Below are 12865 nucleotides of genomic sequence, written 5' to 3' on the forward strand. Positions count from 1 at the left end.
AATCTTAAGAGTAGATAGGAGCTACCTCTATGAAATGTTCAGATCTCTGTGAGAGGTTTTCTGGAAAGAGTATTCTAGAAATAGAGCAGGCAGATGATTCATGTCTAGAACTTGCTACAGCACCTTCAATAGCAGAGTTTCTAGGGATTAAGGCTTTGAAAGCAGATCTTAGGGCTCGTGGATTTGATAGTAGATGTATTAAGATCTATGATGATGCAGGTGGCTGTATAACAGTTCAAGACATACATGTGGAAGATCTAGAGACAAACGAATGCGTGATAGAAGATCATATGGATATAGTGAGGAGAGAATGCCATCCCTCGGTAGAACCTATAACACATGATAAGGCTATGAAACTATTAGAATTCTTTGGCGTGTTAGATGATGGTGGGAGCGGGGTTCTAAATCCTTATCCTATAGAAACGTTATACATTGAGAATGAAGAGATTCTTATAACACCTCCTCATACATTCATACCTGAGGATTCTATTGATAGAATGAGAAAGGATCTTTCGAAAGCATTGAGATTAGGTAGAGTAAGAGATAAGATTTGGAAAGCTGGAGATAATACTATAGGTTTTAAAATTCGGGATCTAAGGATTCTTCTAGAAGATTTAAATAAAGATATGCGATGCTCTGATCTAGAGGATCGCATACTATGTCTTGGAGGTGGAGGCGTGATATATATAGATCCTAGAGATAGGATCTTTATAAGAGATCTGGAGGTGAAAGAACTTTCTATTAGAATGAATATAGAGCTGAGCAGAGTATTCTGGTCTCATCCAGCAGGATATGCAGAAGCATTCTTAGAACATGATCTCAGGCTTAGGAGCTGGTGGATTTCCGCATCCGGGATCTACCACATGATAAGCATGGCATCTCACCCACATATAGATGTAGAGGTTTCGAGGAGAGGCTTTATAAGAGCGAGGTCCGAGAAGAAGAAAATAGATCTAGCTTTAGACTTCGGTAGCTCTCTCAATGATACAACGCCATGGCTCTTATCTCTAGGAGTTCTCAATCCTCTAAAGACCTCCTTCGGATCTAAGGTGAGCTCCTATAATATTGCTGTAAATCCCTCACATATTCTCGTTCATGATCTGTGGTTCGATGAATTCGGCAGGCTGAATATGCTGCTAGTAAATCATCTGGATAGAGGTTTCGGAACTATTGTGAGAAGTAGTGGATATGTTACTCGTGCTTATATTTCTTTCAGAAGAAATCTATGGGATGAAATCATCTCTCATCATAATATGTTGAGGATCTCTATGCCTCCACACTCGATAGCTATTTTAAGAATTGAGAGAGAAGCCGGAGGAAAAATAACTTTTAGAAGGCTTAGCAAACTTTCGAACCAGGTTTAACCTCTACAAGAGGATCTGGAGATAGAAGAGATGGTTTAGCCCCTTCTTCACATCCTGCAGCAAGGATCATACCCTGACTCATGAATCCCCTGATCTTTTTAGGTTTTAGATTTGCCACGACAACAACTTTTCTACCTATAAGTTTCTCAGGCTGATAGATCTCAGCTATTCCTGCTATAATTTGTCTCTCTCCTAGATCTCCTAGATCTACTATCAATCTAAGAAGTCCTGTTCCCTGGATCCTCTCAGCTTGCTTAACAACGCCTATCCTAAGATCTAATTTCCTGAAGAATTCTATATCGATCTCAGACTCTCCAGACATTATACACACCACAAGAGATATAATGCCTAAACAATTTAACTATTCTATCATCTAGTAGCCCGAGACAAATGCAGGAGAAAGGATGAGGTTGTGAAGCCAATTGATGTAAACTAAACCTATGGATTCTATAATGAAAACTCTACCTATTGAGATGTTGAGATAGATCCTCTCTCCTCTTTTCCTGCTACCTCTAGCAATTCTTTTAATCTTGTGAAGTACCTCTCCGAAAGTCTTCTAGCCTGAGTTATGATTCTTCCTATGTCATCCTGATGAATAGACTGAATACCGTTTTTCTGCATTCCTACAATTCTTCCGTCTTCAGAATAAGCTATGGTCACTAGAGTGTCTGAGATCATCTCCTCTTCAAGGGAGGGATCTGAGAGATAGTATCTCGCACCTGTATTCTCATCTGTTATCTTAGCTATTGTAGATGTCACAACTCTTCTCTGTATTGGGAGAGGTTCGAACTCCTTCTTAGAATATGAGATCTCTCCGGTTGACTGGTCTACACTCACCTTAGGCACACCTGCTGTCATCAGAGCTAGTAGTGTTGCTAGAGATGATGCGTCTACTACATTTCCGTCGTAGTCTACGATGTAGATGTCTATGAAGAGATTCCAAACCTTTCTTCCAGGAATGATAACCAGTTTACTCAGATCAATAGCCCTCCCATCTCTAAGAGATCTATCTATGACCCTTGCTAGCTCTACAGCTCTCTCATCAGGAGGTCCTGGCTCAAATACTGGTGATGCTAGAGGTAGAAACTCCGCGTTTACTATAAGATTACCCTCCTCAGGCGTGTCTGGAAAAGGTGAGCCTATCTCTATTTTCACTCCTACAAGCACCTTGGTTTCTCCAAGCTCTAGATAAGCTGATCCGTTAGCGTTGGGTATTAAACCTGTTCTAAAACTTATGTTCCTATGATCTTCAAAACCTCTCTCATCTATTCTGGTACCCTTACTAAGTAGCGTGAGTATAGCGTTCTTCCTAATCTTAGGAATTATAGGCAGATTAGTAGGAGTCATAGACATTATCTACTCCACCTCCACGCTTTCTAGATACTTCTTCTTCAAAGCTTCTTTCTGCATTCTATAGATCTGATTAATACCTTCTATAGCCATTTCCAGAGCCTTATAAAACTCCTCCTCGGTAAGCACACCGTTAAGCTGGAGTAGTGTAATCTCTCTGAGTGTAGGCATCATAGCAACAGGCATATCAGCTTCTCCATACATATCTTCTAATTCATTCTCATCTAGAACAAGAACTCCCTGAACCTTCCCCACAGCAACACCAGCCACGAGATCTCTCATAGGAATCCCCGCATCAGCTAGTGCTAATGCTGCAGCAGTCACTCCTGCAGTCCTCGTCCCCCCATCAGCATTTATAACCTCTATAAAGATATCGATCACTGTTCTCGGAAAACTCTCAACTATTACAGCAGGTTCTAAAGCTTCTCTTATAACTTTAGAAAGCTCGATCTCTCTTCTAGTAGGAGCAGGACTTTTCCTATCATGAGTTGAGAATGGAGCCATATGATATCTGCATCTTATAGCAGCTCTATTAGGGAGAAGTATATGCTTTGTACCAGGATCTCTAGGGCCGTATACTGCTGCAATAATCTTGGTATTGCCATACTCAACATATGCGGAGCCATCAGCATTCTTAAGAACTCCAACCTCCATTCTAATTGGTCTAAGCTGGTTGGGTTTTCTTCCATCTGTTCTGATTCCTTCTTCACTTATCAGTTTGAGATCCGCCTTGAGAGTACCCACCTATGAGACCCCTCCTAACCTTCTCTACTACAATATACTCTCTAATCTTATTTGTTAAACCTTTTACATAGGGTTGCATCTCTATTATCTTCAGAGCTTTTATAAGTATTTCTTCATGCTCTTGGGTAGCGCATCTTCTTATGAGAATCCTCCCATTATTAGCGATTACAACATCACATCCTGTCTCTTTAGTAAGTATCTCTAACATGGAGCTCCTCCTCCCGATAACCCTTGGAACTCTTGTAGGTATGATCTCGATCAGAGATCCCTCCACGATTCTTCCAAGACCTTTCTCTTTTCTTATAGAGAGAAGAGGATCTCTAAGCAGGTCAAATCTCTCTACACGTGCTAGAAACACGTCTCCGATAGATACATAATCGGTGAGAACATCTTTAGAAGGATTAAGAGGTCTTCCAAGAATTTCTGTTGCAGGTAGGATACCTTTATAAGGTGCTCTTATATCTAGATAGGCATAAGTAGGGTTCACCTCTTCCACTACTCCGATCACTATATCACCTTCAGAAGGTATGTAAACACCTTCTAGAGGAGTTATCTTGAGAGTATTATCAGATCTTACTTCTGCAACTCCTAATACTGTTGATATAATCTTATTTCTAAATCTATATGCATAAGGATACTTCTCAAAGCTTATTCCTCCCTCACCTATAACATCTCCAGGTCCTACGATCTCTCTGTGAGAAACTCTTATAATTCCCTGAGATTTATTCCTACTACTCATGCTATCGTACCTCTGTTATAGTTACTGAGGCATTACCTTTAGTAGCCTTCGCGATCTTATCTATGATCTCTCCCTGCATCCCTGCCGGTATCTCGATCTCTATCTCTGCAGAACCATCTTGAAAGAACTGCCTCTTCTTAACCTCCCCCAACCTACTTATTACACCTATACTAGAGCTCGCATACTCACGAGGAATCTTAACTCTTATAATAGCTCTCGCTATTTTAATAGGTATTATTCTTGATATTGCCTTCACCACGTCCAGGGCTTGTTCTTCAACTCTCTTATAGAGATCTATTGACACCTTAGCCTGCTCCATTGCAGCCTCGATCCTCGATGGTGGTATAGGCTTCTGAGTCTGAGGATCTATAGCACTTCTAGCTATATAATTTATAATCATTCTCTTCTTTGACTCTATTAATCTTCTTCTCTGCTCTGTAGTGAGCTGAAGCTCGCCTTTTCTAAGTATCTCCTCCGCGATCTTCTTCCACTCATCAGTATTAAAAACAGATCTAATTTCTTCGGGAGAGGCTTTCAAACCCTTTCTAGCATCTCTGTATATAAACTCTCCTTGAACTACTTCTTCCAAGGGTATGTTCTTACCTTCTCTGAACTCGAGTGCTTTCTCAGGGTCTACTAGTATCTCAAACTTCTTTCCATGGCTCTCATATTTTGCTATTACATATTCTTTAGAACTCATTTATCTACCCCGGCCTCTGAAATGAATTTCTTAACTTCATCAATATTCATTTTTCTAAAGATTCTATCTTTCAGAGAGGCATAGCCTATCTCAACTCTCTCAGGTGAGAGCGGTGTTTCAACAGATGATCTAAGAGCTTTCAAACCTAGCACGACAACTTCTTCAAGACTCATATTCTCCTTATAATTCTTCTCGAGATACTCAATAACGCTCTGTTCTCCAGATCCAGCAGCTGTGGCAAAATATCTGAAGTATAGACCGTTAGGTTCTGTCTTATACACGTGAACTCCTCTTGAATCAACTCCTGCGAATATTAGAGATACTCCGAAAGGTCTTACACCAGCTTGCTGGGTGAAGATCTGCTTCAGATCTCCTATACTCCTCACAAGACTTTCAATATCCATAGGCTCATCATAGATAAATCTATGCCTTATAGCGGTTATCCTAGCATAATCTATTAGAACTCTTCCATCAGCTCCTAAACCTGCAAATGTAGCGCCTACATGAGTATCTATAATGAATATCTTCTCTAGATCCGATAGATCTATTAGTGGTGCATGTTTTCTCTTTTCAGAGATGATCACAGCAGAATCCCTGCCTTGAATACCTATTATAGTCCATCCCTGTCTAACAGCTACCGCGGCATACTCAACCTGATAAAGCTTTCCATCAGGTGAGAATATAGTTATACCTCTATCATACCCCGCACTTGCAGGACCGAACGCCATTATGCTCTCATCCTCAAAAATAATTATCAAAAGAGATTTTTATATAGAAGACATCCGAAGACCTCTCAATCTATCATGTTTAAAACCCTGAACAGTATTTAATAGTGGAGCAAGGGCCCGTGGCTCAGCCTGGTAGAGCACCCGGCTGATAACCGGGGGGTCCGGGGTTCAAATCCCCGCGGGCCCATTCTTTGTAAGATATTTATTAGCTTTGGAAGAGATTATTAATCAACCACGTATATGAGATGTGAAGAATGGAAATAAAAGAAGAATCGTCTGGGTCTCGAAGAAGTCTAAAGATAATGGAGTTAAAAGATAATGAAAGTAATATATCCGTTATCGCAAGGGTTCTCTCAACTACAAAACCTAGAGTCATACAGACTAAGAAGGGTTCTAGAACTATTAGCGAAGCAATTATAGGAGATGATACTGGAAGAATCAAGTTAACACTGTGGGGGCCTCGCGCTGGGAGTGTTAGAGAGAATGATGTGATTAGAATCGATAATGCTTGGACTACATCTTATAAAGGTGAGGTTCAGCTTAACGCAGGATCTAGATCTAATATAGAGGTTGTAGATATAGAAGGCTTTCCAGAATCAGATCAGGTTCCCGAGAGTACCCCTAGATCTACTAGCAGTAGAAGCTTTGAGAGAAGAAGCTTCAGAGGAGGCTTTAGAAGAGGAAGAGGTGAGGAAGAGTGATAGATGAAGCTAAAAAACTTATCAAGAAAGGAGATCTCGTAGGTAGCGATGGAAACAACTTTGTAGTAGCCTTATCAGATGAAGAGGTATACTCTCTAGATCCTGCAGCCTACTACATATGGAGTCTCTGCGATGGCTCTAGAACTGTTGGCGATATAATACAGAAAGCCTCAGAAGATCTGAGCCTTAACAAGGAAGAAATCAGAGAACCTATAATTAACATACTTGAGGTACTTCTGAAGGCAAATCTTCTAGCAGAAGCCTAGGATCTCGTATAGATTAAATTCGTACAGAACTCTTTTTTATAGAACCAAACCCCGCATTCTCTGGCGGGGTTATCTCTTTAAAGCTCTAGAACATGCGAACTTCTAAAGCATTGAAGAGATTTTGAACCTAGAATTTTTCTGGTAGGCATTTTAATATTTGGAAAGTAAGAGAGAAGATGGAAGATGAAGAGCTTTGTAGAGTGTGTCAGCTATGAATATCCTGGTCACAGGTGGTGCAGGTTTTATAGGAAGTCACTTAGTGGATAGTCTTATTAATGATGGTTATAAAGTGTTTGTCATTGATAATCTCTCCTCAGGAAGAATGGAGTATCTTAGGAAATGTATTGAGAATCCTAGTATGTGTAGATATAAAATATGTGATATAAAGGATCCCGGGTGTTTGGATAACATAGATCTCAGATTTGATCTTATATATCATCTGGCGGCAAATCCAGATGTAAGAGCTTCATCTATGAATCCTGAGAGTAATTTCAATGAGAATCTAGTTGCAACATTTAGAGTGCTTGAGTTCATGCGGAAGAGAGATGTGAGTAAGATCATTTTTACTAGTAGTAGCACTGTGTATGGAGATGCTGAGAAGATACCAACTCCAGAGGATCATCCTATAAAACCTGTGAGTATTTATGGGGCTTGTAAAGCTAGTGGAGAGATTATGATCCAGACCTACTCTAGGTTATACAACTTCAGCTCAGTTATTCTAAGACTTGCAAATATTATAGGCCCTAGATCAACTCACGGGGTTGTGTATGATTTCATAAGAAAACTCATGAGAAATCCTAGAGAGCTAGAGATTTTAGGAGATGGAAGTCAGAGAAAGAGCTATCTCTATATAGATGATACTATTAAGGCTTTGAAGCTATCAGCAGAGATATTAGAGAGAAGAGATCCGGCGAAGAATTCTGTCTACGTGTTGAATGTAGGTAATGAAGATTGGATTAGTGTGAGAGACATAGCTGATATAGTGATCAATGAGATGGGATTAGAAAATGTGAAGATTAACTATAAACCTGCAACAAGCGACGGAAGAGGATGGCCTGGAGATGTTAAGCTAATGCTTCTAGATATATCACGCATAAAAAGTCTGGGATGGAGTCCTAGGCTATCGAGTTATGATGCGGTAAGACTTACAGCTAGATCTCTGATCAGAGAGCTAGCCAGCCTTTAAACTTTTGATCATATCTTTGAATAATGGTATGAACTCATATAGATCTCCTACGATTCCATAGTCAGAGTTCTTAAATATGGGAGCATTAGGATCCTTGTTCACGGCAACTATGATCCTCGAATCAAGTATTCCTGCTATGTGCTGAGGCTGTCCAGAGATCCCTAGAGCTATGTAGAGCTTGGGCTTAACCTTCTTACCGGAAAGTCCTACCCAATGTTCCTCGGGTAGCCATTTGAGATCTGCTGCTATAGGTCTTGAGCATCCTACTTGACCTCCTAAAGCTTCTGCTAGTTCGAATGCTATCTTAAGATCTTCTTTACTTCTGAAGCCTCTTCCCACGGATACGATGATTTCTGCTTCTTCTAATCTTACAGTTGCGGCCGCTTTAGGTTTTCTCTCTAGTATATTCAGCTTTCTTTCAAGATCTATCTTAAGAGGCTTTATCATAGTCTTTCTATCAGATATCTTAGCAGGCTTGGACCTGCCCACTCCAACTATTATAAAAGCTTTCTCAGGAACTCTTTCTCTAGATCTAACTCTGCCAGCCATCACACTTCTCACAGCAACTAGACCTTTTTCATCTCTTTCTATGGATGCTATATCTACCATTAGAACTCTCTCAAGTTTCTGAGAAGCTATTGCAAAAGCTTCTTTCAAAATCTTCGAAGATACTCCTATTATATATCTATAATCATGTGACTTGATCATCTGAATCAGTGCGCTAGAGATCTCCTCTGGTGTTTCTAAAGATCTCTCTTCAATATAGTATACATTCTCTAGGCCGAAGCTTTCGAGCTCGCTTACAAATCTGAGATCTGTGTAAGAGATCAGGAGAGCATCTACGCCTACATCTCCCAAGTTGGATGATATGAATCCTGCGACACCTGTTAGATCTCTTATATCTCCCAAAGATCCTATAACAAGGATCTCTCCTATACCCCTCACCTCTTAGGAGTTATAACACCTTCAGAAATAAGATATTCAACTAGTTTCGAGACTTTCTCCTTCATATCCTTACCCTCTATAATGATATTCTTCCTCGTAACTCTAACACCTTCATAAGAGACTGCAGGTGTTTTCACAGGGCTTGTAACACCTAGATCTGACGACTTGTATATTGTTATAGGTTTCTTCATAGCACTTCTGATCTGAAGAAGCGTAGGAAGTCTAGGAGTATTAATCTCCCTAGTTACTGCAATAACAGCTGGCATTCTAACCTCGGCAACCTCTACAAAATTCTCTAAATCACGCTCCACGATAAGTCTGTCGCCTTTAAAATCAATCTTTCTCACAAAGCCTGCATATGAGTAACCTAGTTCAGCTGATACTCTCGCGGGTATCTGAGAAGTGAATCTATCAATGGAAGCTTCTCCAGCTAGAACAAGACTTACATCTCCAATCTTTTTAATAGCAGTTGATATGAGTCTCGCTACATAAGTGCTGTCAGCTCCGACAGTGGTTTCATCAGCTATGAGAATAGATTCGTCAGCTCCAAGAGCTAGAATTTCTCTGAGAATACTCTGAGCCTCTTGAACCCTCTTAGTAATAGGACCCCATGTCAGTACTGTGACAGAATATATCTTTGAAAATCCAAAGCTTTTAAGTCTTTGAGCTTCTTCGAGAGCGTTTCTATCTATATCACTTATCTTAAGAGGTATATCATCTAAAAGAGGTCTATATGTTGAGGGATCAAATCTAAGCTGTCCTGTATCTATTGCCAGCTTAACGAGAACAGCTATATTCATCTAAACCCCTTCTAACATTTCTTTCATAGAATATAAGATTGATTATACTTATTTTATTAGGTTTTATACATAATACTTTATCGAGTGAGTATAATGAGTTCTTCTCAAAAAATTAAAAAAGTAGCTGTTATAGGCGCGGGAACCATGGGACATGGTATTGCAGAGCTCTCAGCTATAGCAGGCTATGAGGTTGTTATGGTAGATGTATCTAATGAGATTCTCCAGAAAGCTCTTAATAGTATCAGATGGAGTCTTGGAAAACTCAAGGAACGAGGTACTCTGAGAGAAGATATAGAAACTGTGATGAGTAGGATCAAAACAAGTCTCTCAATAGCTGAAGCAGTGAAGGAATCTGATCTTGTTATAGAAGCTGTGCCTGAGAATCTTGATCTTAAGAAGAAGGTTTTCATGGAAATGGATCTAAATGCTCCGCCTCATGCTATTCTAGCTACTAACACCTCTTCTCTACCCATAACAGAGATCTCTGAGGCAACAAGAAGACCTGAGAAGGTTGTAGGAATACATTTCTTCAATCCACCTGTTCTAATGCCTCTTGTAGAGGTTATAGCAGGAGAGAAGACAGCTAGAGAAACTATTGATCTATCTGTTGAGTATGCTAAAAGTCTCGGCAAGGAGGTTGTCATAGTTAAGAAAGATGTGCCGGGGTTCATAGTTAATAGAATTCTAGGAAGAATAATATCTCAAGCATGTTATATGGTTGATTCTGGTGAGGCAGATTTTATATCTATTGATAGTGCTGTTAGATACAAGCTAGGACTCCCCATGGGAGTATTCGAACTCCTAGATTTCTCAGGTATTGATGTGTTTGTATTCATAATGAATGAGATGAGTAGAAGAGGCTACAAGCTGAAACCATGTAGAGCTATAGAAGACAAGTTTAGAGCAGGCGAGTATGGTATGAAGACAGGCAGAGGATTCTACGTCTATCCAGAGCCTGGTAAGTATAGCAGACCTAGCATACCTAGAGAAGCTGGTGAGAAGATCGATGTTGTTAGAATATTCGCGCCAGCGGTTAATGAGGCAGCTAATCTTATATATGGAGGTATTGTAGACTCAGCTGAGGTTATAGACAAGGCCGTCAGACTAGGACTAGGATATCCTAGAGGATTGCTTGAGATGGCAGATGAATGGGGTTTAGATGTTGTAGTGAGCACCTTAAGAGATCTCAAGTCTAGATATGGGATCGAGGACTACGAGCCAAGTCCTCTACTGATGAAGATGATCTCTGAGAATAAGCTTGGAAGAAAAAGTGGTGCGGGATTCTATGTATATGGTGTTGTTGAAGAGAAGAAGCTCTCAACACTACTCGTTAGAAAGGAGAATAGAGTTGCATGGATAGTATTGAACAGACCTGAGAGGCTTAACGCGATCAATATAGAGATGCTTCAAGAACTCTCCAGGGTTCTAGACGAGCTTGAAGCTGATGACAGTGTGAGGGTTATAGTGATCACAGGAAGTGGCAGAGCTTTCTCTGCAGGAGCTGATGTGACAGGATTTGCAGGAGTTAACCCTGTTAAAGCATATATATTCTCAAGAAGATTCCAGGAAGTTCTAAGCAAGATAGAGAAACTAGCCAAGCCTGTAATCGCCGCTATCAACGGATACGCTCTAGGAGGAGGTCTTGAGATAGCTCTTGCATGCGATATAAGGATAGCATCTGAAGGCGCCATGTTGGGACAGCCTGAGATAAATCTAGGTCTCATACCCGGTGCCGGAGGAACTCAGAGGCTTAGTAGATTAATAGGTTTAGGCAGAGCACTCGAGATAATATTTACAGGAGACATGATCCCTGCTAGAGAGGCTGAGAGAATAGGCCTTGTAAATAGAGTAGTTCCTTCGGAGAATTTTGAAAGAGAAGTGAGAAGTATTGCTGTGAAAATCTCGGAGAAAGCACCTATAGCTCTAATGGCTGCAAAACATGCCGCCAGATACGGTGTTGAAGCTCCTCTAGAAGCAGGTTTAACCCTCGAATCCGCAGAATTCGGGATTCTATTCAGCACCGAGGATCTTATAGAAGGTGTTTCAGCATTTCTACAGAAGAGAAAGCCCGAGTTTAAAGGCAGATAGATCTTTTTTCTCAAGCTTTTATTTACCCTATCCACAGACTTTCAAGTGATACTTCATGTAGCAATATTAATGATACCTATAGAAGAAGAATAACATAAAGCAATATAAACCTATACCAGAGCTGAACCCCTATTATTAGATCTGAAGCAGTTGTGTTAAGATCTTCCAGGCTACGGATTTTAAGCAGTTCTCAAAATATAATCTTTTAAACATTATGTCTCTATAGAGGTATGCTCTGATGAAAAGTGAGATCGTTCTTCCAATACTTCCTACGAGTGTTATTGGTAGCTATCCTAGGCCTAGATGGCTTAGGAGAATTATAAGATCATATAATGCTGGCAGAATCGATGAGAAGGTTCTTGAAGAAGCTTTTAACGATGCTGTAGTAGCGGTTGTGAGAGATCAGGAGGCGGCGGGGGTTGATATACCGAGCGATGGCGAGATGAGGCGGGATGAGATGGTTGAGTATTTTGCCAAGAGAATTAAAGGTTTTAAGTTCTATGGACCTGTAAGAGTTTGGGGTAACAACTTCTTCAATAAGCCTGCCGTAGTCTCGAAGCTATCCTATGAAGAAGCTATCACTGTTAAAGAATACGAATTCTTACGCAGAGTAAGTTCTAGAGAGATTGTTAAGATGACTATAACAGGTCCTTACACGATAGCTGACTGGAGTTATAACGAGTACTACTCTTCAAAGGAGGAGCTAGCACACGAGCTTGCAAAGATCATTAATAGAGAGATATTAGAGCTTGAGAGAGCTGGAGCAAGATTTGTTCAGATCGATGAACCAGCTCTTACAACTCATCCAGAGGAAATGGAGTGGGCTGTAGAGGTTGTTAACGAGGCTACCAGGGGTGTGAGTATAAAATTAGGGCTTCATGTATGTTATAGTAATTATGAGCTTCTTTCAAGATACTTTGATAGACTTAATGTAAGTCAGTTTGCATTGGAATTCGCCAATAGAGGTTTTAGAGATCTCGAGATTCTTAGAAGACTAGGTGATAAGGAGATAGGGTTCGGAGTTGTGGATGTGCATTCTAGGAGAGTTGAGAGTGTGGATGAGGTTGTGAAAGCTCTTAGAAAGGTTATGGATATAGTTTCGCCTGATAAGATCTATGTGAATCCTGATTGCGGTCTCAAGCTACTCCCCCGAGAGATTGCGAAAGCTAAGCTCGAGGTGATGGTTGAAGGAGTTAGAATTCTCAGGAGAGAACTCGAGAAAAGAGGATTAACAAGTATTGTACTGAGGTGATC

General features: G+C 40.4%; 14 protein-coding genes and 1 tRNA gene. 7 read left to right on the top strand and 8 right to left on the bottom strand.

The features are described 5' to 3' along the window. Nucleotides 1–29 precede the first annotated feature (29 nt). A complete protein-coding gene (locus QXS89_03905; protein ID MEM3831318.1) occupies nt 30–1364 on the top strand; it encodes a hypothetical protein in 1335 nt (444 codons plus the stop codon). On the opposite strand, the gene metG is transcribed toward QXS89_03905, so the two are convergent. The 6 genes from metG to psmA form a co-directional block, all read right to left on the bottom strand. Beyond that, nucleotides 1339–1686 (bottom strand): methionine--tRNA ligase subunit beta, encoded by a 348-nt coding sequence (gene metG, locus QXS89_03910; GenBank protein ID MEM3831319.1) that lies wholly within the window; start codon nt 1684–1686, stop codon nt 1339–1341. The genes QXS89_03905 and metG overlap by 26 nt on opposite strands. Before the next feature lie 143 nt (nt 1687–1829). Then, nucleotides 1830–2717: an exosome complex protein Rrp42 gene (rrp42, locus tag QXS89_03915; GenBank protein MEM3831320.1), complete on the bottom strand. Its 888-nt coding sequence runs from the start codon at nt 2715–2717 to the stop codon at nt 1830–1832. 3 nt (nt 2718–2720) lie between these two features. Then, nucleotides 2721–3458, bottom strand: a complete 738-nt coding sequence (gene rrp41 / locus QXS89_03920) for an exosome complex exonuclease Rrp41 (GenBank protein ID MEM3831321.1) — start codon at nt 3456–3458, stop codon at nt 2721–2723. Next, nucleotides 3421–4197 carry an exosome complex RNA-binding protein Rrp4 gene (rrp4, locus tag QXS89_03925; GenBank protein ID MEM3831322.1) on the bottom strand — a complete coding sequence of 259 codons (777 nt, stop codon included), beginning with the start codon at nt 4195–4197 and terminating at the stop codon, nt 3421–3423. Before rrp4 ends, rrp41 begins: the two co-directional genes overlap by 38 nt. Nucleotide 4198: 1 nt before the next feature. Next, the gene (locus QXS89_03930; protein MEM3831323.1) at nt 4199–4897 is read right to left on the bottom strand and encodes a ribosome assembly factor SBDS; all 699 of its coding nucleotides are present in this window, start codon (nt 4895–4897) and stop codon (nt 4199–4201) included. Further along, nucleotides 4894–5625, bottom strand: coding sequence for an archaeal proteasome endopeptidase complex subunit alpha (gene psmA / locus QXS89_03935; GenBank protein MEM3831324.1), 732 nt, complete (start codon nt 5623–5625; stop codon nt 4894–4896). Before psmA ends, QXS89_03930 begins: the two co-directional genes overlap by 4 nt. A gap of 113 nt (nt 5626–5738) precedes the next feature. Here psmA and QXS89_03940 point away from each other — a divergent pair. From QXS89_03940 to QXS89_03955, 4 genes are all read left to right on the top strand, one after another. Next, nucleotides 5739–5812: transfer RNA gene (locus tag QXS89_03940), tRNA-Ile, on the top strand. Between the two features lie 115 nt (nt 5813–5927). Next, nucleotides 5928–6326 carry an OB-fold nucleic acid binding domain-containing protein gene (locus QXS89_03945; protein ID MEM3831325.1) on the top strand — a complete coding sequence of 133 codons (399 nt, stop codon included), beginning with the start codon at nt 5928–5930 and terminating at the stop codon, nt 6324–6326. After that, nucleotides 6323–6592 (top strand): PqqD family protein, encoded by a 270-nt coding sequence (locus tag QXS89_03950; protein MEM3831326.1) that lies wholly within the window; start codon nt 6323–6325, stop codon nt 6590–6592. The genes QXS89_03945 and QXS89_03950 overlap by 4 nt, the downstream gene beginning before the upstream one ends. Before the next feature lie 211 nt (nt 6593–6803). Beyond that, entirely contained in the window at nt 6804–7778 is a 975-nt protein-coding gene (locus QXS89_03955; GenBank protein ID MEM3831327.1) for a GDP-mannose 4,6-dehydratase, read from the top strand. Here QXS89_03955 and QXS89_03960 read toward each other — a convergent pair. Further along, nucleotides 7764–8723, bottom strand: a complete 960-nt coding sequence (locus QXS89_03960; protein MEM3831328.1) for an electron transfer flavoprotein subunit alpha/FixB family protein — start codon at nt 8721–8723, stop codon at nt 7764–7766. The two genes, QXS89_03955 and QXS89_03960, sit on opposite strands and share 15 nt — an antisense overlap. Next, the gene (locus QXS89_03965) at nt 8720–9523 is read right to left on the bottom strand and encodes an electron transfer flavoprotein subunit beta/FixA family protein (GenBank protein MEM3831329.1); all 804 of its coding nucleotides are present in this window, start codon (nt 9521–9523) and stop codon (nt 8720–8722) included. The genes QXS89_03960 and QXS89_03965 overlap by 4 nt, the downstream gene beginning before the upstream one ends. Nucleotides 9524–9616: 93 nt before the next feature. Between QXS89_03965 and QXS89_03970 the strand changes: the two genes are divergently transcribed. Both QXS89_03970 and QXS89_03975 read left to right on the top strand, forming a co-directional pair. Continuing rightward, nucleotides 9617–11611 (top strand): 3-hydroxyacyl-CoA dehydrogenase/enoyl-CoA hydratase family protein, encoded by a 1995-nt coding sequence (locus QXS89_03970; GenBank protein MEM3831330.1) that lies wholly within the window; start codon nt 9617–9619, stop codon nt 11609–11611. A gap of 238 nt (nt 11612–11849) precedes the next feature. Continuing rightward, nucleotides 11850–12863, top strand: a complete 1014-nt coding sequence (locus QXS89_03975; GenBank protein ID MEM3831331.1) for a methionine synthase — start codon at nt 11850–11852, stop codon at nt 12861–12863. The last annotated feature ends 2 nt before the right edge of the window (nt 12864–12865 follow it).

Source organism: Sulfolobales archaeon, assembly GCA_038881635.1.
GTDB lineage: Archaea > Thermoproteota > Thermoprotei_A > Sulfolobales > AG1 > WYEN01.